Source organism: Bacillus sp. SRL543, from assembly GCF_984799205.1.
In genome coordinates, this window is the sequence record NZ_OZ481794.1 from 4,248,818 (window position 1) to 4,271,111 (window position 22,294).

Consider the following 22,294-nt stretch of genomic DNA (forward strand, 5'->3'; position numbering starts at 1 on the left):
CTCCATAAAAATGAGCCGCAATTAAGCACTTTTGTTATGTATAAATTATACCTTACTATTCTGCTTATGTTTCACTATTGGAGAATGTTAACAAGATAAATTTGTCCGGTGATATTTTTCCTCACTGATGAATATCTTTTTATAACTTGTCTAAAAGGAGGCCGGGTGCGATGAAAAAACGAAACAAATTCCCTATTAAGCTCATCGTGATTATCATTGCCTGTGCAGCCCTCTTCTTCCTGATCCGGCTCGTCCTGCCTTCAGCAGAAAAAAGGGCCGTCAGTACGGTTGATGAGTTTTATACATACGAGCAGAAAGGCGATTTTTCAGCTTCCTGGGAGCTTTTCCATCCGGAAATGAAAAAGAAATTTGATAAAGGGCCTTATATCCAGGACCGGGCCCACGTCTTTTTGAACCATTTCGGGGTCAATACCTTCTCCTATGAGCTTGGCAAAGCCGAGAAACTTGAGAACTGGAGGATGGCTGACGGCGGGGAAACCTTTCCCAGGGTTTATAGCGTCACGGTTACCCAGACTTACAAAGGGAAATACGGAAATTTCAATTTAGTGCAGGATGTGTTTGCGGCCGAGATGGAGGATGGCTGGCAGATTCTTTGGGACTATAAGCAGAAATAAGAATTCTCCCGCAAAACCTTTCTTATTTTAAGGAAGGTTTTCTTCATTTTCTGAAAAATACCCATTTATATTCATTTTTTGTTATTTCCCATGATTTTTATACGAATTTATTTTAAAAAATATCATTTTTAAGATAAAAAAGTGTTAAAAACGAAATTTTCCCTGATTCGCACACAATTTATTTCCCAATTATGCTGAACTTACCCGGGAATACCTGGCTGGCGCGCCGCCCGATAGGAAAGTTCTCATGGAAAACTTTGAAATGCTTGCAGAACAATACCAGCCGATGATCCGGAAAATCATCCGCACATTATCCATCTATAAAAATGAAGATGAATTTCTGCAGATCGGCTTGATTGCCCTTTGGGAGGCTCATGAAAAGTTCAGACCGGAAAAAGGCGGGTTCACCAATTTTGCGTACACGACCATCAAAGGCAAGTTTCTGTCAGAAATGACCCGCACTAATAAAGAGGAAGAACAGAAGGTTTATGCGAAGGAAGAATTCTGGGAAAATATTGAGGATGCTGATTCTGAAGTGCCATTCGAGCAAAAATTGATTCTGTCATATTGCGGAGAGCTGACAGACAACCAGACAAAATGGGTGCTGTATACGGTGCTGGAAGATTTGACTGTCCCGGAAATTGCCGCAAAGGAAAAGGTTTCTTTATCCGCAGTCAAAGCATGGCGCAAAGGTGCTAAAGAGAGATTGAAAGGAAGCCTGGAAAGCCCCGAATGATCTGTAACCTTTCTGTAACCATTTTTTAACCAATAGATAACTACTTCATATAGAAGGAAGCGTATAGTAGAGCTATACCAAGGTTTAATCATCGTTTTACCCCATTTTTAAAAGCCCGGCTAGCTGAATGGCACCAGCACGCCAGGCTCCTTTTTTTGGTGGTGGTAACTGGCATCCCAAACAAAAAACAGCCGCCAAAAAACAGCGGCTGTCTATTTAACGCACATCCCGAACCTTCATTGCCTTTTCCGGATAATCCGTCATGATGGTGTCCACCCCAAGGTCAAGCAGCTCTCGCATCTGCTCTTCCTTATTGATTGTAAACACGCGAACAGGAAACTCGTTCCGTTCCGCTTCCCTGCTCATCTCCGCATAAGCGACAGGCGCATAAACGTGCAATGCTGATGCCCCGATTCCTGCAGCATACTTCCAGGGTTCATACAGCACCTCCATGAACAGGATGGCTGTCTCAATTTCAGGATCCAGCTGATGGACTCTCTGGAGGCTGTAATGATTGAAAGATGAAATGACCGCATCGGATTTATAATCATATTTTTCAAGCGCTTCAAGCACTTTTTCTTCAATGCCCTCATAAGGAATCACATCGCTCTTGATTTCAACGTTCAGCTTGATGCCTGTTCCCTGCAGCAGCTCAAGCACCTCGCCAAGCACAGGAATCCTTGTTCCCGCAAACTCTTCCCTGAACCATGAACCGGCATCCAGCTTCTTGATGTCTTCAAGCGGCATATCCCGTACAGTGCCCTTGCCATCTGTCGTCCTGTCGACCTGCTCATCATGGATGACAATCAGCTCGCCGTCCCTGGAAAGATGGACATCCAGTTCAATGCCGTCGGCTCCGAGCCTCACAGCTTCTTCAAAGGCCGGCATCGTATTTTCCGGATGTGTGCCCTTGCTGCCACGGTGGGCGTAGATTTTTGTGTGTTTCATACTGTGCACCTCGATTCACTCTAATTAAAATAGGGGCAGCCCCTCTATTATTTATAGCATACCAGCCATAAACATAGGGCGCTGCCCCTGCCGTTTTATTTCTTTGTTTTATTGGCGATTTCGATTGCCCTGTCTGTTCCTTCTGCCGCCTTGTCAAGCGCTTCCTGAGGGGCTGTGCCCTGATACAGATCTTCAAGCGCCGTTACTACCTGCTGGCGTGATTCCGGGAATACAGAAATCAGTGCTCCCTGTGTCGCAACAGATGGTTTAGTCTGCTGCAGCTGATCGACTGTCACCTTGAACTGAGGGTATTTTTCCCATTCCTGCTTAACGATGTCTTCCTCATATGCTGCCGGGTTGATTGCGAAATAGCCTGTTCCGATATGCCATTTTGCCTGTGCTTCAGGTGAAGCCAGGTATTTCATGAATTCCCAGCCAGCTTCCTGCTGCTTCTCAGCAATGCCTTTGGACATCCAGAGCGACGCTCCGCCAATCGCAACACCCTGTCTTTCGACTTCATCCGGATATGGGATGAAAGCTACCCCTACATCAAATGGGGAATTATTGATGGCTGCAGAGACACCTGCAGAGGAATCCATATACATGGCCACTTTTCCTGTCTGGAAAGCAGCGCGGATATCATCCCAGTTCGTGCCGTAGTTGCCGAATGTGCCGGCCTTATTCATTTCATCCAGGAAGTTGAAGACCCTCAAGCCTTCTTCCCCATTGAATACTGACTTTGTTGCATCGCCCGCGCGTCCATTCTCTTCATTCACATAAAGGCCACCCTGTGTTGCAACCAGCTGTTCAAAGAACCAGCCGTAAGTGAGCATCGAAAACCCGTAGCGCTCTCCTTTTTTAGTCAGCTTTTCCGCCGCCGCCTTCACTTCATTAAATGTTTCCGGCGCTTTTTCAGGATCAAGGCCAGCTTCTTTAAAGGCATCTTTATTGTAGATCATGACCGGTGTTGAAGAGTTGAAAGGCATGGAATACAGCTTATCGTCCACCGTATAATAATTGAGAATGTTTTCCTCAAGCTGGGAAACATCATAATTATCTTTATCAATGAATGTCTGCATCGGCTCAATAAAGCCGCTGTCGATCATATACTTCGTCCCTACTTCGAAAACCTGTGTAATGGCAGGTGCATCTTTAGTGCCGCCTACACTGCGGAGCTTTGTCAGAAGCTCTTCATAAGATCCCTGGAATTCAGCTTTCACTGAGTATTTTTCCTGTGAGCTGTTAAAGTCCGCGACAATGCTGTCCAGTGTTTCCTGTCCTGCACCTGACATCGCATGCCAGAAGGTGATTTCTGTCTTGCCGTCCTCTGTTTCTCCTCCGGAACCGCTTCCGCTGCTGCTTCCTTCTCCAGAAGAACTTTCATTGTTCGAACACGCCGACATAAGCAGCAAACTGAAAATCGCTGTAAACATAAAGAACCACTTTAACCCTTTTTTCATTCCTGCACCCCTCTTTTTCATATTGTATATATGGCTGCCGGTTAAACATGCGCGTGCATGCCTCCGGCAGTAAAACCCTATTTAAGCGCTCCCTGTGTCAATCCTTTTTGAAGCTGCTTCTGCCCCAGGAACAGCAGCATCAATGTCGGGATGATGACGACGATGACGCCCGCCATCACAACTCCCCATTCTGTTGCCACTTCCTGCGACTGCAGCTGCTTGAGCCCGATTTGGACAGTCCTCACCTGGTCATTGGTCGTCACAAGGAGCGGCCACAGATACATATTCCAGGTTGTTAGGAATCCGTAGGCTCCGAGAGTGACAAGACTGGTTTTGGAAACCGGCAGGATGACCCTCCAGAAGAAGGCAAATCTGCTGAGACCTGCAACCAGCGAAGCTTCATGGAGCTCCTTCGGGATGGTTTTGAAATGCTGCCGCAGCAGGAAGGTCCCGAACGCCAGTGCAAAGAAAGGCATGGTCATCCCCTGGTAAGTGTTGATCCAATCAAGCTTCTGGATTGTAAAGAAGTTCGGGATCATGGTTGCTTCCCAAGGGATCATCATGGTTGAAATGAACAAGAAAAAGATGAGGTCCCTTCCCTTGAATGGAATGAACACAAATGCATAGGCCGCCATGCTGCAGACCACCAGCTGGCCGAGCATGACACTGAAAGACACGATAAAACTATTGATCAGATATTTCATGAGCGGCAGCCGCTCGAATACTTTTACATAATTGTCAAAATGAAAGGCCTTCGGGAAGAATTTGCCCTGCATGATTTCTCCGCCAGTCATGAAAGAGATCATGAATGCGTAAAGGACTGGGAAAAACAGGAGAAAAGCTGCCAGCACCAGCAGGATATACAACAATATTTTTCTCGGCATGCTCATGCTCATTGATAATGCACCTTCTTTTCTCCGAGCTTGAATTGCAGGATGGTAACGATCAGGATGCATATGAACAGGAAGACTGCCTGTGCGCTTGCTGTCCCGAACTGGTAGTTGATGAATGCTTCTCTATAAATGGAATACACAATCAGGTTGGTCGCCTGTGAAGGCCCGCCTTTTGTTAAAATATCAACCTGCCCGAATGTCTGGAAAGCATTGATCAGCGAAATGGTGATGATAAAGAACAAAGTCGGCGACAGCATTGGAATCGTAATCCTGCGAAGCTGATACCAGTACCCGGCCCCATCGATTTTTGCACTTTCATATAAATACTCATCAATATTCTGCAGGCCGCCCAAAATGATAAGAAAAGAAAATCCGGTATTCAGCCAGATGGTCGAGATGGCTACGGAAATCAATGCCCAGTCCGGGTCCAAAAGCCACTGTACCTGCGGCAGATGAAGCACGCTTAACAGGCGGTTGAACATACCGACGCTTGGATGGAACAGGAAAAGCCATACCACCGATGATGCCGCTACCGATATCCCCATCGTCGATGAATAGATTGTCCGGAAAAAACCGATGCCCCGCAGCTTCTCGTTTGCAATCAAAGCCAGGAATAAAGCGATGATGATCCCGGCCGGAACCGTGTATAACACGAATAATATTGTAGCTTTAACGCTGTTGCGGAATGCCTCGGACTCCAGCAGATAAGCATAGTTCTCTATCCCGACAAAAAGGGAAGCCGCCCCGTGCTGGTCTGTTAAAAAGAAGCTTAAATAGATCGTCCGGAACATCGGATAGAATATAAAGACTGAAAACAGCAAAATGGAAGGAAATAGATATAAAAGGGCAGTACGCGCATTCAGGGACCGTTTCCATAAGCCAGGCTTCACACCTCGTGCTGATGCTGGCCTGACGGGATTGCTGCTGACTTCCGCCTTCATAGCAGCACCTCTTTTTCAATCATATGGTTCTCAATATCCGTAGGGGTTTTGATAATCTGCTTTGTCTCATAATCAAAGAAACAAAGCGAGTCATAGCTGATTGCAATCGGCACGATGTCGCCAATCTGGATCCGCCACTGGCCGTTCCACTTGGCCATCCATTCACTCCCCCCCAATGTAAAGGAGAAAATCGTTTCGTTGCCCAGCACTTCCACATTGATTACTTCAACCTGTACTTTTTCTTCAGCAGGTGTTTCCTTGGTAGCGGCCTTCAAGTGCTCGGGGCGCACGCCGACAATAACATGGTCCCCTGAAAGGAGCCCCCGGTCAGCTGCGGGTACATTTATCGCCGCATCATCTCCAAGAGCGATAGCTGCCCCTGCCCCTGATACTCTGCCTTCTGCGATATTCATTGGCGGAGATCCGATAAAGGTCGCCACAAATGGATTGGCTGGATTATTATAAATATCGATCGGCTTTCCGATCTGCTGGATTTTCCCATCGTGCAGTATCATGATGCGGTCACCCATCGTCATAGCCTCGACCTGATCATGTGTCACATAAATCATGGTGATGCCAAGGCGCCGCTGGATTTGCCTGATTTCAGAGCGCATATGGGCCCTGAGCTTTGCGTCCAGATTGGAAAGCGGCTCATCCATCAGGCAAATCGGGGCCTGGTTGACGATCGCCCTTGCGAGTGCCACCCTTTGGCGCTGCCCTCCGGAAAGCTCCCTCGGCTTCCGTTTCAGGTATTCCGATAAACCAAGCAATGCTGCCACATCTTCACACCGTTTTTTCCGTTCAGTTTTTGGCACCTTTTTAACATGGAGACCAAAAATAATATTCTCTTCCACTGTAAGATGCGGATACAGGGCATAGTTTTGGAAAACCATCGAGATATCCCGTTTGCTCGGCGGCAGCAGGTTAGCTTCCTTCCCGCCGATTTCCAAAACGCCTCCTGTTATTTCCTCCAGCCCGGCGATCATGCGGAGCATCGTACTTTTTCCGCATCCGGACGGCCCGACAAGCACAAAGAATTCTCCCGGCTCAATCGTGACATTGATATTGGTGATCACATCCGTCTTTTGGTCATAAGACTTGGATACATCAATCAATTCGACTTTTTTCATCTTTCCATTCCTTTCTTGATGCCGTAATTAAATGCTTACATTTTTATCTTTCCTGCGAAGATTTTCTGACAGCGGGCTATGATCAAGCTGGACCTGCTTTACCCCCTCAAGGCTGCATAGTTTTTCATATAATGAGAGAATATTTTTGCGGGAAGATATTTTAATTCTGATATCAAGAGATACATAGCCTTCCTCCAGGAAGTAATATTCGTCTGCCATCGTGATCGCCTCGATGAAGGCGCTCTCATTTTTCAGCACTTTATTCAGTTTTCCAAGCACCTTTGCTTCTTCCGAAACAGTCAGTGTAAAAACAAAAAACTTGTAAGGAGTGAGAAACTTGAATTCCAGGCTTCTCAGCACAAACACATTCAAAAGTACAATGCCTGTGGTTATGTAGGCAGGAAGGTAGAAGCCGCTCCCAACACTTAGCCCGATTGCCGCGACCACCCACAAAGTCGCTGCCGTCGTGATGCCTGATACACTGTTATTAGAGTGCTTCAGAATGGCTCCCGCCCCCAGGAATCCTATGCCGCTGATAACACCATGCGCCAGCCTGGCGGGATCAAACCGGGCATTTACATGGCCGATAGTCTCATTGAACCCGTAAATGGATAAAATCATCATTAAAGCCGAACCGACTGAAACGAGCAGATGGGTCTTAAATCCGGCCTGCTTGTTTCTTAAATCTCTTTCCCAGCCTATCAGGCCTCCGAGTAGTGCTGCCAGAAACAGCCTTTCCACAATGGTCAAAGCTGATATAGTGACCGTTATAGCCATCCCTCCTTTCCCATTCAAATAAAAAGAGGCCACAAATATGCTTAGATTAAATCCTAAGCAAAATATGTGAGCCTCCCATTTCTCCATCACAAGATATTAACTTAGTAATATATTACATTTAAAAATAGTTAATTGTCAAACTATTTTTTATATTAAGTTAATTCCTATAAAACCCATGGGTTTATTTAACAGACCTTTGCCGGTATGCTATAAAAAGAAGAAAAAAACGTTTATACTGGCTATATTCAGTGACGACTTTTTAAAGCAGGTGACAGTCCATGGCAAAAAAAATTGTAATCATATGCATACTTCTCCTATCCTCAGCTGGATGCTCTTCAGCAGAAAGAGACTATACCGCTCCATCAGACAGCTTTATTGTCATCGGCCACCGCGGTGCCTCGGCCTATGCCCCCGAGCATACGCTCGCTTCCTATGAGATGGCCGCCCAGCTTGGCGCAGATTATATTGAAATCGATCTGCAGATGACAAAGGACGGCAAGCTTGCCGCCATGCATGACAGAACGGTTGACCGCACGACGGACGGATCAGGTGCCGTCCAGTCCTTTACATTGGCTGAGCTGCAGCAGCTTGATGCCGGTTCGTGGTTCAACCGCAAGCATCCCGGATATGCAGATCCGGCATACACCCGCCTCAAGGTCCCTTCTTTAGAGGAAATCTTTCAGCATTTCGGAGGAAGCGTCAACTATTATATTGAAACCAAGTCTCCTGATTTGTATCCCGGAATGGAGGAGGAACTCTTAAGGCTGCTGCGCGATCATGGTCTGATAAGCAGCAAAAGGGACAGTCCCCGGGTAATCATCCAGTCTTTCAGCAGCAAAAGCCTGAATAGGATACACAGAGAAGAACCAGACATCCCTTTAATCCAGCTGGTCTCATACAAAGAACAGGCTGTGCTGACAGATCGTGACATCAAGAAGTGGCAGAAGTACGCAGCCGGCATCGGCCCGAATTATAGTATGATTGATGAAGAGTATGTAAAGAAGGCGAGGGAAAACGGGCTGCTTGTACACCCGTATACCATTAATAAGCAGAATGAAATGGAAGAAGGGGTCGCTTGGGGAATAACCGGGGCGTTCACTGATTTCTCTGATACCTTATCAGAGGTTCTCAGTAATCATGATGAAAAAGAATAATCAGATACCTAAAAAACTTCCCGGCCGGGAAGTTTTTTATAATTTCTTTTCGACACGCCTTAATACTATTGGCCACTAATCTTCTTGATTTTGGATTCTCTCCGGCAATAAGACAATTATTTCTCAGGAAATAAGAAAACTTCCGTGAATAGAGTCGTTTCTTGTCAAGATTTCTTTTGTTTCATTTACAATAAATGGCGGTATAAAGATAATAAGAATACAGGGAAAATATTATAGAGAAAAAGGTCTTGCTGTTACATTGTTGGTTAACTCATCTAGCTGCCGCATAATATTCGTTTTTTATCAAACAAAAAAACAAGGAGTGGTACTAATGAAAATCAAAGCAGGAAGCTGGGCCATGCTATCCCCACAGGACAAATTCCTTCTACTGAAAATTATCAGCGAACGTTCTAAACATACAGATGATGAATAAACCTTAAAAATAGCTTAGAAACCGGGAGCGGCTTCTAAGCTATTTTATTTATTTTCCGGGCATAAAATGAAGCCTTATACCCGGTTATTAATTTTGGTTTGCACCTTCCCAGGGCTTGAGGAAGATTCTATGTGTTCATATAATTCCTTGTAATTTCATCCCAAATCGCTTTCCCGCTCTCACCTTTCACCGGTGTCACAGTCTGCCCAAACACGATTCTCTGTCCGGCAGCCTGGCAGATTCTAGACGCAGGCATAGGGGAAGATAGAACATCGAAGTCATGGAGCTTCATGTAATACTCCTCATCCCAGTGGACGCCGTTCTCATCCTGATGATCGGCTGCCTGGACAATTCCTGTTGCTACTCCCCGTGCAATGATTCCCCTTTTGTTGCTGTATAAAAAAACAAGATCCCCCTCCTGCAGCTTCTTAATCTTTTCTTTCCACGGCGAAAAATAGGCCGCACACTTCGCATGAACCAGCATATCTCTCTCATCCCTCCCATTCGGGCAGCCTGACCGATTTGTGTTGATCAGGTAGGCTTTCTGCGGCATAGTATCACGTCCTCGATGATTATTTTTATATTATTTTTACCCGGTTTCGGAGGTTATAAAAGCGGATAGAGCTGAGCGTGTTTGGCACCATCCCCCGCAAAACGCAAAAACACCGCCGCATCACAAGCGGCGGTGCCTGGCACCAGCTTAGTACATCAAATATTCCTTACGCACTTTATTAAAGTCTTTAAGCTCATCCTCCCACTGTAATTCAATCCACTCAACAGATTTTCCTTCTTCAATGGCATCACGGACCCAGCCATTTCCGATAAGAAGGTCGAAGAAGGAGATGCCTTTGCTGTCTTCTGCACGGAATGCAAAATCCTCTGGATACAGGTCATGGATGCTTTTAACGATATGAAGTCCGGTTTTGACCGGCAGGTATTCGTCAGGATCTGTAATGTGTATCTGAATGCCATGGGACAGCTTGCCGGCATGCTTGGAGATGGAAGGTGTAAAAGATGCCGCACGGAAGCTGACTCCCTTCAGGTTCAAGCTGTTTAGCTGCTGTGCCAGGTTATCGGCATTGATGAACGGTGCACCGATCAGCTCGAACGGCTTGGTCGTCCCCCTGCCTTCCGATACATTGGTGCCTTCGATCAAGGCAGCTCCCGGATATGCAAGAGCGGTATCCAATGTCGGCATATTCGGTGATGGCATGACGAATTGGAGCCCGGTTTCGTCATAATACATATCACGCTTCCAGCCCTTCATTTTGACAACTGTCAGGTCTGCGCCAATACCGAATTCTTCATTGAACAGTTTGGCGAGCTCACCGACGGTCATTCCGTGGCGGAGCGGGATTTCGTAATTGCCGACAAAAGATTTGTACGGTGTTTCCAATACCGGCCCTTCCACCTCAGTGCCGCCAAGCGGGTTCGGGCGATCAAGGACGATGAATGGGATATCGTTTTCTTTTGCGGCTTCCATTGCATAGGCCATGGTGTAGATATAGGTGTAAAAGCGGGTCCCGACATCCTGGATATCAAACAGCAGGACATCGACGTTTTCCAGCATTTCAGGGGTCGGCTTTTTGGTTGCCCCGTAGAGGCTGTATACTGGAAGACCCGTCTTTTCATCGTTATAAAACTCGACATATTCACCGGCCTGCGCGCTTCCCCTAACACCATGCTCAGGTCCGTACAGGGCGGTAAGCTCTACTTCAGGATCATTATGAAGCAGGTCTACAATACTATTAAGCTCCTGATCGACGCCGGTTGGATTAGTGATCAAACCAACACGCTTTCCTTCTATCAGTTCCTTCTGATCATCGAGCAGCACCTCGATGCCCAGCTCGAATTTCTTTCCTTTCTTATCTCTTCCTTTATGCTTCCCGTTATCCGCAAAAGCAGCGGCTGACAGGGCGGACAGTACAAGAATCAGTGACAGCATAATGATCAAGCGTTTTTTCAATGTTACCCCTCCCTGGTTTGTTGAAAAGCTCCGGTGCCTTGCTCAAAGCCCGGCACCGAAACCCTTCTATTGAAAAAGAACTTCGGCAGATAACCTTCTTCCTGCCTTTTCTCCTTAGTAGCTCAAGCCATGGCCGTATTCATACAAAGTTCCGCCTTCAAGCGAAGGGATGGTCACAGGAAGCTTCCCTGACGGCGCGAACTCTCCGAAAATGACAGCTGCAGATGCTTCAAAGCTTGCCGGACGGAAGCCATACTGTGCAAGATAGGCATCTGTGCCTGGCACGGCCATGATGTCGTAAGGATTGCGGATAGCCACTGTGATGACCGGTGCATCTGTTTCGCTGATCAGCTTGTTGATCATTTTCATTTGCGCGCTGTCAGGCGAGCGGCCGGAAACATTGTATGTGTATGAGCCGACGATGACTGCACTTGCTTTTTTGGCCTTTTCCAGCTGTTCTGCCGTGAGGCTGTAGTCAGCTGATGCTATGATTTCTGTATTAGCGTGCCGGGCTTTTACTGCTTTCCCCAGATCATTGATATAGGTGTTTCCGATAACGAGGATAGAATCGCTGTCTGCCGCTGATAGCGGAAGGGCACCTTCATTTTTCACAAGCGTGATTGATTTCTGCGCTGCTTCCTTTTCAACCGCTTTATGTTCGGCAGAGCCTACGACTTCAAGGGCATTGGCAATCTTTCCGCTCAGGTCCTGCGGTGTTTCTTCTTTGATGATTCCCCGTTTGAGCTTTAGGGTCAGAATCCGCTTTACGGAAGCTTCGATCCGTTTTTCCGAAATCTCTCCTGATTTAACGGCAGTCAGCAGCCCTTCTGCAACGGCTTCAAGTCCGACCGGCATCAGGACAATGTCCGTTCCTGCTTTGACGGAGCGGACCGCTGCATCAACCGGCCCAAAGTGCTCTGCGATGGCATTCATGTTCATCGCATCTGTCGTGATGACTCCCTCATAGCCCATTTCCTCTCTCATCAGTTCCGTGAGAACTTTGTAGGAAAGGGTTGCCGGGATGGCGATTTCTTCACCCGTTTTCTGTGAAATGGCTTTTGTATCATCGATTTTCGGGAAGGTGACATGAGCCGTCATGATGGCATCAATGCCTGCTTCCATCCCCTTTTGGAAAGGATACAGTTCCACTTCCTTCAATCTTTCTTTATCATGCGGGACCTCTGGCAATCCAAGGTGGGAATCGACTGCTGTGTCGCCGTGGCCAGGGAAGTGCTTCGCTGTTGCCGCGACGCCTGCAGACTGCAGCCCCTTTGTATAAGCCACGCCCATCTCAGCTACAAGCTCCGGATTTTCCCCAAAAGAGCGGACGCCGATGACAGGATTGTCACTGTTATTATTCACATCCATGACAGGCGCGAAATTGGTATTGATGCCGAGGGCTGCAAGCTCTTCACCGATGGCTTTCCCTACCTTTTCAGCGGTTTCAGGGGAACGAGCAGCACCGAGGGCCATGTTGCCCGGCATATCAGTTCCCGACTGCAGGCGGGTAACAATGCCGCCTTCCTGGTCAATCGTCATCAGGAGCCCGTATTTTTCCGACGCCTCCTGGTATTGTGAAACCAGTTTGGTTGTCTGCTCGGTTGTCACGACATTCTCGCGAAAAAGAATGACGCCGCCGAGATGGTATTTTTTCACCAGCGCTTCAATTTCCGGCTGGATTTCTGTTACATTCTGGCCTTTCCAAGTCCGGAAATCCGGCATAAGCATCTGCCCGACTTTTTCTTCAAGCTTCATTGCTTTGACAGCATCATCGACCAGCTGATAGCGTTTTGATTTTTCCTTGCGGATTTCTGCCTGAAACCCGGATTTGCGATTTTTAGCATCAATGGCGATGCGGTCTTTATTTTTTCCATCTGTTACGGTAATGAAAGTGCGGCCATTTTTTCCTGAGAGTGTTACAGTTCCGTCATTAGATACCCTGGCGACCGTTTTATTGGAGGATTTCCAGTCAAGATTCTTGGAGACTCCTAGAAAATGGCCGTCCTTATAGACATGCAATGCTTTAAGCTGCAATATTTGTCCGCTGAATTGCACCTCTGACTCCGGCAGGTTCTGCAGAAGGACAAGATCTTTCACCTTATTCTTGCCCGCTGCTGCTGCAGGCTGCAGCCAGGCGGAGAACCCAAGGATCAGAACCAGAAAAGTCATTATAATCGTTTTGAGCTGTTTCAAAGCCATTCCTCCTCAACTTTTAATAACTGCGCTTTTGCCAGTCTTCACTCGCAAACTCAGGCTTTATGACTTTGCCTTTCTTAGGCGAGATTTTTATATCATCCAGATACCAGCCTCTGCCGTTGACGGTTGCATCGGTTTTATAGCGGAAGCGAATGAGCTTAGTATCCGCAGGAAGCTCAGCTTTAACCGTACTCCATCTCTCGCTGTTTCCGGTGAAGGACTTGACTTCAGTCCAATTTGTGCCGTCTGCTGAGATTTCCAGATAGCCATAATCGCTGTTTTCTTCAATCCGATGCCAGGTTTCAAAAGAAAGAACTGCCTGCGAATGCAGATTGACTTCAGCTGTCAGGCTCTTTTCTGTGTTATCTCCATAACCCGAGAACCAAGCCGGCTTTTTGCCAGGGATGTTTACTGGGATGCTGTCTGCTACCTGTCTAGCAAATGCCCTTCTGGCAGGATTCGTTGAAACGGTATTCCGTGTCGGGTGGACCCGGTTGGTGAGCAGGATGGCGATCGTATCATTTTTCTGGGAAATGACAACCGAGGTGCCCGTATATCCGGTATGGCTGAGTGAGTCCTTATCTGTCAGCGCATCTCCGAGCCAGCCCTGGTTCAGCTCCCAGCCGAGGCCATGGTCATCACCAGGGAATTGCGGGATCTGATTTTCCGTCAGGATCCTGACTGTTTCCTTTTTCAAGATCCGCTTGCCCCCATACGTGCCTTCGTTTACGTACATATGGGCAAATTTCGCCAGGTCTCCCGCTGTAGAAAAGACACCTGCATGGCCGGCGACGCCATCAAGCGACCAGGCGTTTTCATCATGAACCTCGCCCCAGACAAGGCCGCGCCCAAGAGCTGGCTGATATTCAGTCGCTGCTATCCTATTCTTCAGATTTTCAGGCGGGTTATACATGGTATCCTTCATTCCAAGAGGCTTGGTAATATGGTCTTTTACATATTCATCAAGGCGCTTGCCTGATAGTTTTTCAATAAGAGCTCCGAGGGCAATCATGTTGAGATCGCTGTATGTATAAGTGCTCCCCGGCTCATTGGCAAGCGGATATTGCAGGGCAATCGAGATCCGTTCTTCGCGGCTGTTTCCTTGTGAATAGAGAGGGATCCATGCCGTGAATCCTGACGTATGGGTCATCAGCTGCCTGATGGTCACCTCTTCCTTGCCGCCTGCTGCAAACTCCGGCAGAAAATCAGCCACCGGGTCGTCAAGGCCGAACAATCCTTTTTCATACAGCTGCATGGCAGCTGTCGTCGTAAAGATTTTGCTGATGGACGCAAGGTCAAAGATGGTGTCCTTCGTCATGGAGATAGGTTGATCAGCTTCTGTCATTCCGTCATCTTTGTACTGATAAGCCATTCCATATGCTTCATGCTTGACGATATGGCCGCGGCGGGCCACAAGCGCCACGGCACCCGGCATCACCTTGGAATCAATCATTTCCTCCATGATTCCGTCAATTTCATTGAGCGGCCCTTCTACCATGCCGGCTCCCCTGGCAGATCCCGGGTGAAGCACCGGTGATGACTTGCCTGGATGGTCCCATGGAAATGGAACAGGAGGCATGAACTTTGAAGAACTCATTTCAAGATCACCCGCTTTTTCTTTTGCTTCAGAACTGTCGCTTGCCATAACTGCAGGTGCCACAGCGCTGAGGCTCAGGATCGCAGCCAATGTCATTTTCACAGACTTATTCTTCATCTTATTCCTCCTTTTATCATCTCTGAACTGAACGGATTTCCCTCTGCCCTCCTTTTATTTTTAAAATTCTAATAATTACATCTTTAGATTAGCGAAATAAGTGTATAGATGTCTATACCAAAGAGGACCTAGTCGATGCGAATTCTATGCCAGAACACTGACTATAGGCCCGGACAGTTAGGAGGATTTATTCGACAAAAATTTTGACAATTAATAAAGTGGAAGGTGACGGATTATTATAGACGCGGGAGAAGGGGTGTGCAGCACACTCGAGCTGTATTTCCCCACAAAAAAATGACCTCAAAGAGGCCATTCTTTTACTGTGGTTCATTAAATTTGATTGGCAAGCAAGGTCACAATCGCACTGATTAAAACTGTAGCTGTAAAAAAAGAGATGTATAATAGCGTTTTGTTTCTTGCTTTCTTCTTCTGAATTTCTTCAGGTGTCATCCAATATTTTGACATCAACTCATAACTCCTTCTAGTATGATGGCAGCTGGCTGGCGTTGCCGGTTTGGCAGAGGCCCCTATAGCTTTGCGTCATCACTTTTCAGTGATTTTGCCTTTAGAAAAGACATACAGCTTTAATATCGGTAAATCCTTAACCATATTAACAGACTTTTGTCCTATTTTGCGGTATTTTGTCAAATTTCTTAAGAAAATATGTATTTTACCAGCAATAATGAGTGACTTATGACCCTATTATTTATATACAAAAATCGCCACTTTCCGAAGGCTTGTGGATAATTACCCCATTCTCTAGAAAATAAACCTGTTCACTCAATAAAAAAAAGCCTGCAATGCAGGCTTCTTACGAACTTTTTATATCAAGCAGCTTTTGGCGCAGCTCATTTTCCATGGAGGCAAGGTCACTCTCTGCCTGGCGCCGCTTATTGCGGCCCTCTTCCTGGATCCTGAGTGTTTCTTCCAGGGTGGAAATGAGGTTTTCCTGGGTTTTCTTGAGGGTTTCAATGTCCACGAGGCCGCGCTCATTTTCCTTGGCGGTTTCAATGGTATTGGTTTTCAGCATTTCCGCGTTTTTCAAGAGCAGCTCATTGGTAGTCTTTGAGACCTGCTTTTGTGCTTCAACAGCATGGCGCTGGCGGATTAGGGTCAAGGCAATCGCCACCTGGTTTTTCCAAAGGGGGATGGCGGTGTTGATGGAAGCCTGGATTTTTTCGACAAGGGCCTGGTTTGTGTTCTGGATCAGGCGGATCTGCGGGGCGGATTGGATCGTGATTTCCCGGCTCAGCTTCAGATCGTACAGCCTCTTGTCAAGCCGGTCTGCAAATTGGAGCATATCATTGACTTCTTGGAACTTCATCTGGTCGCCTGACGTTTCCGCTTCCTTCCTCATCTGCGGGATTGTCTGATCATGCAGTTCCTCGAGCTTGATCTCGCCTGCTGCGATATAGACATTGAGAGCGTGAAAATATTCCTTGTTCGTGTCATATAACTTTTCCAGCATATGGATGTCAGACAAGAGGACATTTTTGCTGCGGTCCAGCTTTACGCTGATCCGGTCAATCTGCGCTCCTGTTTTTTGATATTTGGAGAGAATCTCCTGGACAGAATCGGAGATTTTTCCGAACATGCGGGAAAACAGAGACTGCTTGCCCTGCTTCAGTTCATCCGGGTTCATATCATTGAGGCGCTTCATCAGGTCATTGATGATATCACCAACCTCGCCGATATCCTTCTTCTGGACATGCTCGAGCATGCTGTGCGAGAAGGTGAGCAGCTTTGTCTGCGCCTGGGTGCCATAGGCAATCATGGCCTGATGGTTGCTCGGGTCGATCTGCTCTGCGATCTGATAGGCCCGCGCCCGGTTTTCTTCCGGGATCACGTCTATTAGCTTCACCGGTCTATCTTCCTTTGCAAGCTCGAGGGCAGGTCCGCCGTTACTGTCGCCAAACGGGTCGGCAAGGATATCATCCATAAGACTGCCCGTCTTTTTCGTTAATGATGGGTTTTGTTCGCTCATTTCAGCCTCCTGCTTTCTTCAGGTAATCGGTTTTCCTTCCATGTCTTAATCGAGTTCTTTGCTACGTCTATTTCAAAATTCAGATTGTCTATATCATCGGAAATCACTTCATACAAATCTTTCTCTACCGTCTGGGAGAGTTCATTGATGGTCCTTCGGGTTTCCAGCAGCGACTGGTCGATTTCAAGGTTCTTCTTCGGCTGGGTGGAAAGGAACACATATTTCTCGCTCATTTCCACAAGAGAATCAAGATGGGAAAAATAAAACCGCTCCGCCTGGTAAAAACGCTTCGGCTCTTTCTTGGTCAGCCTGTAAATCTTCCTTGTGATTCTCATCAGCTCAATCCGCTGCTTCAAAGAAGGAAGATGGCGGATCGCAAACAAGGACATGTGCAGTCGGGAAATTTTCTTTTTCCCTTCTGCAAGGTTTGTCTTAATATACTTATATTCCCTCCGCGTCAGCCCGTGCTTCCTGAGGAAACGGACGCGCCCGATCTGGAATGCGGTTAGATACACCAGCACGGCCGCACCGCCTGCTATCAGCCCCGACAAGAAAAACGTCTGGTCAAATCCGAAATAGCTGACCGTCCAGACCGACCCGGCGAACGGGACAGCCAGTACCGTGCCTATAAGAAACGAAACAATCCGGTTCATTCATATCGACTCCTGACATAAAATCCTGCTTTACCTGTACATACGTATAAAGACAATAGGTTTCACCCAATCTCCCGCACTGACAGAAAAAGTAAGATCATCTTATTTAATTCAACAATACACGATAAAACTCCTCTTTTCCATAGACCAGGACTGTAAGATGGGGTAGGTCTTGAGGCGTAGAAAGGCTGGCACCGCTGCCTTCCGATTATTGCTGTTTTCTGTCGAAAAGTTTAGCTCATAAAAATAGTGTCAAATCCAAAGATTTAACACTTAAGTTATCATATGTATAGTCAATTGCTGCTTATTGTTTTTCTTCGTCCTGCTTCTTGCTCTCTGCTGAGCTCCAATATAGGTGAGTGCCATTGATGAAGCTATGGATCTCCCCTAATGAAATCCCGCTGCTTTTTGCTTCTAAGATCAATTCAAGCCAATCCCTGTCAACCTTTTCCGGCAACATCATCTCAACTTCTCCCTATTTGCGGCAGCCCGGCCGTCATAGCTCTGCAGAGCCTTAGACCCGAGGCTTTGCGTCCTTATTTTTCAATAAGTTTGCATTTCACAAAATGTAAAGATGGGAATATCTACCCTCATGAAGTAAGACTCAAACCAATCGATATGGTGCCTTTTTCGATTGGTTACAACCCCCCAATCGAAATTTGTCGAACCAGCACAAAAGATAACCCGGCTAAACAGGTCCAGAATAACAAAAGAGAGTGAAGGAATTAGTTCCTCCACCCTCTTTTAATGCTACACAACTGCAGCATGTTTCTCGCTATATGATGACAGCTGGCGATCCAGTTTCCTGCCTGCAGCCATCAGGTTGGCCAGGCATTCCTTGCGGAGGCTGTCTGTACAGATGAAATTAAAGTTCAGCTCATACTCAATCTGGGAGATGCTCGCTGATAGATTCTTTCCGCTCTCTGCAGCCTTTTTCAGCTGCTCCTCAAAAAACTCTGCTGTGCCAAAAAAATTCATGTTTCTCCATCCTTTCCTTCCAGTAACTGCGCCAAAAGGTTCGGCCGATTAGCTCTGAAAGTACTAAGCACAGAATTCAAAGCCATCCACATATTCACCCTGGCAGCCCGACGATCATAGCTTGCGCCTTAGACTCGAGGCTTTGCGTCCTTATTTTTCAACAAGTTTGCCTTTTTCAATTTTCATACTATTATCATATTACTTTTGGCCCTTTATATCAATTGCAGATTTTAATTTTTATAAAATATAGGCAATAAGAATCTAACTGCTGAAGGAAGTATATTTATTTTTCCTAATAAAAGGGATAGATGTGCCGATAATATTATAAATGGCTATTGCCACAATGAAATATCGGAGGGGCAGCATGAATACGACTAAACGAGGAATAAGCTTTGAGTTGAATAGTTCAGCCAATCCTGATGCAGAGACATTGATCCTTGCACATGGACTGGGTCTGGACCGCACTGTTTGGAAGCTTATTCTTCCACAGTTGGCAGACTACCATACTATAACATTCGACTTTAGGGGACACGGACACAGCAGCATTGCAGAGGGAATTCTGGACTGGAATACTTTAAATGAAGATTTTGAGTCCATCCTGGAAGAGACAGGATCCTCTTCTTTCCACTTTATCGGGCAGGGCCTTGGGGCATACTTCGGCTCCCAATGGCAGGAATTGAACCCGGGCAGCATCCTTTCGTTCATTGTCTTTTCGACCCCTGCCGTAAATTTAGCTGATTGCATCAGGAAATCGCCTTCAGAAAACAGCATGCCGCTTCTTGGTAAAGAAAGTCTGGCAGATTTCTGGATAAGCCACCTTCTTTATAAATCTATCGGCCCTCATTACTTTCTTTTGAAGGAAGCCTGCTCGAAGCTTGATTTGCACACCTATTTTTTAGCAAGGGATTTAATCTCCGGATCATCCATAATCAATTTTAAGCATATGAATATACCCGTACTGTTTTTAGCGGGGGAATTCGACCACTTCTATCCATCTTCCCTTGTCATGCTGAGCAGCGACTATATCAGGCAGAGCAGAAAGTACATCATCCCTTCTGCATCTCATCTGATTCAACTGGACCAGCCGGAATTGACGCTGTCCAAATGCAGGGAGTTCTTAGCCCAGCCGGCAGCAATGGCAGAAGTAAAGCCCGACGCAGGGAGTTCTTATACGCAAAAGCTGCTTCTCCAATTAGAGGCAGCATTCGAGACGCCTCCTCCAAACGAAGATAAGATTCAAGTCTGTATGCTTGATGAATTTAAAGTGACAGCAGGCAACACAGTGATTGAAGGGAAATGGAACCAGCGCAAGGCAAAGGAAATCCTGGCTTACTTGTGCCTTCATGGCCCGGTTTCAAGGAATATTGTAGCAGAGGCCTTTTGGCCTGGGCTGCCGGTTGCCAACGCGCAGAACCAGCTCCGAGTCAGCCTGACCCACCTGCGAAAGACATTCCAAGGAGGCGGGATTCTTGATCCATTCACGATTGAAAACAATATTATCTCAATGAACCGGGATATTGAAATTGACGCCCTGCAGTTCAGCCGCCTGCTCAAACAGGCACTGGAAGCAGAGGACTGGACAGCCATGAAGATTTTGAAATCAAAAGCCGCTGGCAAAATTCCGCCAAAGCTGCTCCCGCAGTTCAAGGCCAAATGGGCAGACGAATACCGCCGGGAATTGGAGCTATCCATCATCAGGCTGCTGAATCTAACCTATAAGCAGCACTTGCATCTGAGGGAAATTTCAGAAGCATTGAACGATATGCAGCTCCTCATGAAGCTGTCCTCTGAGGACACCAGGCTTCATGAAGAAATCAGCGACCTGTACCAGAAAGTCAGTATGTCCCCGCTTAAAATGTGGGAACCTGCATGAATGATAGAGTGTACTGCAATTCGTATATATAGAAAGGACAGCGGCAAATGCCGCTGTCCTCTTTCTTTAACTTTCAATTTTAAATTTTTGAAGCAGTCCATCAAGGTCTGCTGCGATTTCATTAAGCGCCTCTGATTCCTTTTTAACTGTTTCCATATCTCCGGTCTGGCCGTCGACCTGGCTGACCACTTCCACCAGGCGTTCGTTGACATGCTGGAATTGCGAGGATAGCTCTTCAACGCTGGCGGCCACTTCTTCGCTTCCTGCCGCCATTTGTTCACTGACAGCCGATATTTCCTGGATGCGTCCGTTCACATTATCAACAGAGCCTAAGATACTTTCAAAAGATTGCACGACAGCATCAATGGAGAGCTTGCCGCCGATAACATCCTGATTGGTCTTTTTCATGGCTGCCGATGTGGCGTCCGCATCCTCCTTGAGCTGCTGGATGATGGCGGATATATTGGAGGCCGACTGATTGGTCTGGCTGGCCAGATTCCCTACTTCATGGGCGACCACAGCAAACCCCTTTCCATGCTCCCCGGCCCTGGCTGCTTCAATGCTTGCATTCAGCGCCAGCAGATTTGTCTGGCCGGCAATATCCGATATTTCCTTTGTAATAATAGCAATTTTGCTGGAACCTTCAAGAAATCCGTTAATGGCAGCTTCCAGTGAATTAAAGGACTGATCGATGCCATGCATCTTTTCTGCTGCCTCAAGCACCTGCTGCTTGCCTGAAACCGCAAGGCTGGCGGTCTCGGCTGATGCCTGATTGACAAGGCTTGATGTTTCAGCGGTATTGCTGACGCCAACCGACATCTCATCCATCGTGACAGCAACTTCATTGGCCGATTGAAGCTGCTGAAAGACTGTATGCTGAAATTCCATGATCTGTGTCTTGATTCCCTGCAGGCTGTCATTTGTCTCTGCCACTTTTTTCTCCAGTGAATAAGAAGACTCGGACACATTCCCTCCAGTGTCCTTTACACGTGCGATAAGTTCCTGAAGGCCGCTCCTCATATGCTCAAGCGGTGCACTGATGCTTTTCAGCGGACCAAGCTCCTTGATGTCAGCCGGCTGTGACAAGTCCCCCTGGCTGACCCGTTCCACAAAACGCTGAATCTCATTGAACGGTTTGGCATAAGAAGTAAAGTTAATGAAACCCGATAGCACAAACCCGATGATGATCAGCCCCAGCAGTGCAGCCGTTTTGGCCGAGATCATCGGCTCATTAAAAATCAGTGAATAGATGGCTATGATAATGATGCCTGAAACTGCCGCCTGAATTGCCACATTCAGCATATATACAGCTATTTTCTTGATAATATCCTTCTTTTTCTGCCCCATTACAATCCCCTATCCCTTATTTAAATAGTAGCTTTAATAGATATATCGGTATAACAGTGGAAAAATTTAGGTCTGCACAAAAAAATGTAGCTGCCCAGCAACAGTTATTTTATTACAGAAAAAAAACGGCTTCCAAAACTGGGCCGCTCCAATGCTATCTATTCATTTTTCTTAACCATCAGCTTCAGCTTTTCTGTAATCTCTGCCATCAGTTCAGCAACAGTGAGCTTCTGTTCTGCCTGCGCCTTGTCAAGTGCATGCTGCATCACTTGGACAAATTGTTCGTCTTTAGCCATTTCTGTCACCATAGTGTCCTTTTCTAGAAAGATGGTATAATCATAGACCATTTGTAAAAAAATGTCTATTGGTTATTTTCATTGAAAATTTAATGCTTTTTTCTTATATAAGCATTCTATCAGGATAAGATAACAGAAAGATGTTAAACACATGGCAATTCTTTTACAGATTTTTCGGGG

The 22,294-nt window shown here is 46.6% G+C and carries 21 protein-coding genes and 3 riboswitches; of the genes, 4 read left to right on the top strand and 17 right to left on the bottom strand.

All coding sequences use genetic code 11. The annotated features are described in order from the left end of the window. The first annotated feature begins 170 nt into the window (after positions 1-170). Entirely contained in the window at positions 171-635 is a 465-nt protein-coding gene (locus AC4E8B_RS21660; RefSeq protein ID WP_490215506.1) for a hypothetical protein, read from the top strand. Between the two features lie 247 nt (positions 636-882). After that, positions 883-1,371: a sigma-70 family RNA polymerase sigma factor gene (locus tag AC4E8B_RS21665; protein WP_490215508.1), complete on the top strand. Its 489-nt coding sequence runs from the start codon at positions 883-885 to the stop codon at positions 1,369-1,371. Between the two features lie 216 nt (positions 1,372-1,587). Here the strand turns inward: AC4E8B_RS21665 and AC4E8B_RS21670 are convergent, their stop codons facing one another. The 6 genes from AC4E8B_RS21670 to AC4E8B_RS21695 form a co-directional block, all read right to left on the bottom strand. Then, positions 1,588-2,319: a glycerophosphodiester phosphodiesterase gene (locus AC4E8B_RS21670; protein ID WP_490215509.1), complete on the bottom strand. Its 732-nt coding sequence runs from the start codon at positions 2,317-2,319 to the stop codon at positions 1,588-1,590. A gap of 95 nt (positions 2,320-2,414) precedes the next feature. Further along, a complete protein-coding gene (locus tag AC4E8B_RS21675) occupies positions 2,415-3,779 on the bottom strand; it encodes an ABC transporter substrate-binding protein (RefSeq protein ID WP_490215510.1) in 1,365 nt (454 codons plus the stop codon). A 77-nt stretch (positions 3,780-3,856) separates the two neighbouring features. Further along, positions 3,857-4,669 carry a carbohydrate ABC transporter permease gene (locus AC4E8B_RS21680; RefSeq protein WP_490219830.1) on the bottom strand — a complete coding sequence of 271 codons (813 nt, stop codon included), beginning with the start codon at positions 4,667-4,669 and terminating at the stop codon, positions 3,857-3,859. 2 nt (positions 4,670-4,671) lie between these two features. Continuing rightward, positions 4,672-5,613 (bottom strand): carbohydrate ABC transporter permease, encoded by a 942-nt coding sequence (locus AC4E8B_RS21685; RefSeq protein ID WP_490215511.1) that lies wholly within the window; start codon positions 5,611-5,613, stop codon positions 4,672-4,674. Next, positions 5,610-6,743 (bottom strand): ABC transporter ATP-binding protein, encoded by a 1,134-nt coding sequence (locus tag AC4E8B_RS21690; RefSeq protein WP_490215512.1) that lies wholly within the window; start codon positions 6,741-6,743, stop codon positions 5,610-5,612. Before AC4E8B_RS21690 ends, AC4E8B_RS21685 begins: the two co-directional genes overlap by 4 nt. Before the next feature lie 27 nt (positions 6,744-6,770). Then, positions 6,771-7,520 (bottom strand): MgtC/SapB family protein, encoded by a 750-nt coding sequence (locus tag AC4E8B_RS21695; protein ID WP_490215513.1) that lies wholly within the window; start codon positions 7,518-7,520, stop codon positions 6,771-6,773. Positions 7,521-7,798: 278 nt separating this feature from the next. On the opposite strand from AC4E8B_RS21695, the gene AC4E8B_RS21700 reads away from it, so the two are divergent. Next, complete coding sequence (locus AC4E8B_RS21700) at positions 7,799-8,674, top strand: glycerophosphodiester phosphodiesterase (protein WP_490215514.1); 876 nt, start codon at positions 7,799-7,801, stop codon at positions 8,672-8,674. Between the two features lie 560 nt (positions 8,675-9,234). Here the strand turns inward: AC4E8B_RS21700 and AC4E8B_RS21705 are convergent. From AC4E8B_RS21705 to AC4E8B_RS21745, 9 genes are all read right to left on the bottom strand, one after another. Next, positions 9,235-9,660, bottom strand: a complete 426-nt coding sequence (locus tag AC4E8B_RS21705; RefSeq protein WP_490215516.1) for a hypothetical protein — start codon at positions 9,658-9,660, stop codon at positions 9,235-9,237. Positions 9,661-9,807: 147 nt separating this feature from the next. After that, positions 9,808-11,073, bottom strand: coding sequence for an exo-beta-N-acetylmuramidase NamZ family protein (locus tag AC4E8B_RS21710; RefSeq protein ID WP_490215517.1), 1,266 nt, complete (start codon positions 11,071-11,073; stop codon positions 9,808-9,810). Between the two features lie 114 nt (positions 11,074-11,187). Next, the gene (locus AC4E8B_RS21715) at positions 11,188-13,272 is read right to left on the bottom strand and encodes a glycoside hydrolase family 3 protein (RefSeq protein ID WP_490215518.1); all 2,085 of its coding nucleotides are present in this window, start codon (positions 13,270-13,272) and stop codon (positions 11,188-11,190) included. 13 nt (positions 13,273-13,285) lie between these two features. Beyond that, the gene (locus tag AC4E8B_RS21720) at positions 13,286-14,983 is read right to left on the bottom strand and encodes a serine hydrolase domain-containing protein (RefSeq protein ID WP_490215520.1); all 1,698 of its coding nucleotides are present in this window, start codon (positions 14,981-14,983) and stop codon (positions 13,286-13,288) included. Between the two features lie 330 nt (positions 14,984-15,313). After that, positions 15,314-15,448 carry a hypothetical protein gene (locus AC4E8B_RS21725; RefSeq protein ID WP_490215522.1) on the bottom strand — a complete coding sequence of 45 codons (135 nt, stop codon included), beginning with the start codon at positions 15,446-15,448 and terminating at the stop codon, positions 15,314-15,316. Between the two features lie 23 nt (positions 15,449-15,471). Continuing rightward, a riboswitch (cyclic di-GMP riboswitch) is annotated at positions 15,472-15,557 on the bottom strand. 237 nt (positions 15,558-15,794) lie between these two features. Beyond that, positions 15,795-16,967, bottom strand: coding sequence for a toxic anion resistance protein (locus AC4E8B_RS21730; protein ID WP_490215523.1), 1,173 nt, complete (start codon positions 16,965-16,967; stop codon positions 15,795-15,797). Then, entirely contained in the window at positions 16,964-17,620 is a 657-nt protein-coding gene (locus tag AC4E8B_RS21735) for a 5-bromo-4-chloroindolyl phosphate hydrolysis family protein (protein WP_490215524.1), read from the bottom strand. The genes AC4E8B_RS21730 and AC4E8B_RS21735 overlap by 4 nt, the downstream gene beginning before the upstream one ends. Before the next feature lie 304 nt (positions 17,621-17,924). Further along, positions 17,925-18,083 carry a DNA-binding anti-repressor SinI gene (gene sinI / locus AC4E8B_RS21740; protein ID WP_490215525.1) on the bottom strand — a complete coding sequence of 53 codons (159 nt, stop codon included), beginning with the start codon at positions 18,081-18,083 and terminating at the stop codon, positions 17,925-17,927. Between the two features lie 17 nt (positions 18,084-18,100). After that, positions 18,101-18,187: riboswitch (cyclic di-GMP riboswitch) on the bottom strand. Between the two features lie 183 nt (positions 18,188-18,370). Continuing rightward, positions 18,371-18,598: a hypothetical protein gene (locus tag AC4E8B_RS21745; RefSeq protein WP_490215526.1), complete on the bottom strand. Its 228-nt coding sequence runs from the start codon at positions 18,596-18,598 to the stop codon at positions 18,371-18,373. A 98-nt stretch (positions 18,599-18,696) separates the two neighbouring features. Beyond that, a riboswitch (cyclic di-GMP riboswitch) is annotated at positions 18,697-18,779 on the bottom strand. A gap of 183 nt (positions 18,780-18,962) precedes the next feature. Between AC4E8B_RS21745 and AC4E8B_RS21750 the strand changes: the two genes are divergently transcribed. Next, complete coding sequence (locus AC4E8B_RS21750; RefSeq protein WP_490215527.1) at positions 18,963-20,471, top strand: alpha/beta hydrolase; 1,509 nt, start codon at positions 18,963-18,965, stop codon at positions 20,469-20,471. Between the two features lie 66 nt (positions 20,472-20,537). Here the strand turns inward: AC4E8B_RS21750 and AC4E8B_RS21755 are convergent, their stop codons facing one another. Then, complete coding sequence (locus AC4E8B_RS21755) at positions 20,538-21,818, bottom strand: methyl-accepting chemotaxis protein (RefSeq protein WP_490215528.1); 1,281 nt, start codon at positions 21,816-21,818, stop codon at positions 20,538-20,540. 158 nt (positions 21,819-21,976) lie between these two features. Then, on the bottom strand, positions 21,977-22,165 hold the full coding sequence (locus AC4E8B_RS21760; protein ID WP_490215529.1) for a YwzD family small protein: 189 nt from the start codon (positions 22,163-22,165) through the stop codon (positions 21,977-21,979). Positions 22,166-22,294: the final 129 nt, after the last annotated feature.

Coding starts and splice junctions, on each gene's coding strand:
- AC4E8B_RS21720 (WP_490215520.1), bottom strand. CDS start 14,983: ATGAAGAATAAGTCTGTGAAAATGACATTGGCTGCGATCCTGAGCCTC.
- AC4E8B_RS21675 (WP_490215510.1), bottom strand. CDS start 3,779: ATGAAAAAAGGGTTAAAGTGGTTCTTTATGTTTACAGCGATTTTCAGT.
- AC4E8B_RS21660 (WP_490215506.1), top strand. CDS start 171: ATGAAAAAACGAAACAAATTCCCTATTAAGCTCATCGTGATTATCATT.
- AC4E8B_RS21735 (WP_490215524.1), bottom strand. CDS start 17,620: ATGAACCGGATTGTTTCGTTTCTTATAGGCACGGTACTGGCTGTCCCG.
- sinI (WP_490215525.1), bottom strand. CDS start 18,083: ATGATGTTGCCGGAAAAGGTTGACAGGGATTGGCTTGAATTGATCTTA.
- AC4E8B_RS21705 (WP_490215516.1), bottom strand. CDS start 9,660: ATGCCGCAGAAAGCCTACCTGATCAACACAAATCGGTCAGGCTGCCCG.
- AC4E8B_RS21665 (WP_490215508.1), top strand. CDS start 883: ATGGAAAACTTTGAAATGCTTGCAGAACAATACCAGCCGATGATCCGG.
- AC4E8B_RS21755 (WP_490215528.1), bottom strand. CDS start 21,818: ATGGGGCAGAAAAAGAAGGATATTATCAAGAAAATAGCTGTATATATG.
- AC4E8B_RS21760 (WP_490215529.1), bottom strand. CDS start 22,165: ATGGTCTATGATTATACCATCTTTCTAGAAAAGGACACTATGGTGACA.
- AC4E8B_RS21695 (WP_490215513.1), bottom strand. CDS start 7,520: ATGGCTATAACGGTCACTATATCAGCTTTGACCATTGTGGAAAGGCTG.
- AC4E8B_RS21715 (WP_490215518.1), bottom strand. CDS start 13,272: ATGGCTTTGAAACAGCTCAAAACGATTATAATGACTTTTCTGGTTCTG.
- AC4E8B_RS21725 (WP_490215522.1), bottom strand. CDS start 15,448: ATGTCAAAATATTGGATGACACCTGAAGAAATTCAGAAGAAGAAAGCA.
- AC4E8B_RS21690 (WP_490215512.1), bottom strand. CDS start 6,743: ATGAAAAAAGTCGAATTGATTGATGTATCCAAGTCTTATGACCAAAAG.
- AC4E8B_RS21700 (WP_490215514.1), top strand. CDS start 7,799: ATGGCAAAAAAAATTGTAATCATATGCATACTTCTCCTATCCTCAGCT.
- AC4E8B_RS21730 (WP_490215523.1), bottom strand. CDS start 16,967: ATGAGCGAACAAAACCCATCATTAACGAAAAAGACGGGCAGTCTTATG.
- AC4E8B_RS21670 (WP_490215509.1), bottom strand. CDS start 2,319: ATGAAACACACAAAAATCTACGCCCACCGTGGCAGCAAGGGCACACAT.
- AC4E8B_RS21680 (WP_490219830.1), bottom strand. CDS start 4,669: ATGAGCATGCCGAGAAAAATATTGTTGTATATCCTGCTGGTGCTGGCA.
- AC4E8B_RS21745 (WP_490215526.1), bottom strand. CDS start 18,598: ATGAATTTTTTTGGCACAGCAGAGTTTTTTGAGGAGCAGCTGAAAAAG.
- AC4E8B_RS21685 (WP_490215511.1), bottom strand. CDS start 5,613: ATGAAGGCGGAAGTCAGCAGCAATCCCGTCAGGCCAGCATCAGCACGA.
- AC4E8B_RS21750 (WP_490215527.1), top strand. CDS start 18,963: ATGAATACGACTAAACGAGGAATAAGCTTTGAGTTGAATAGTTCAGCC.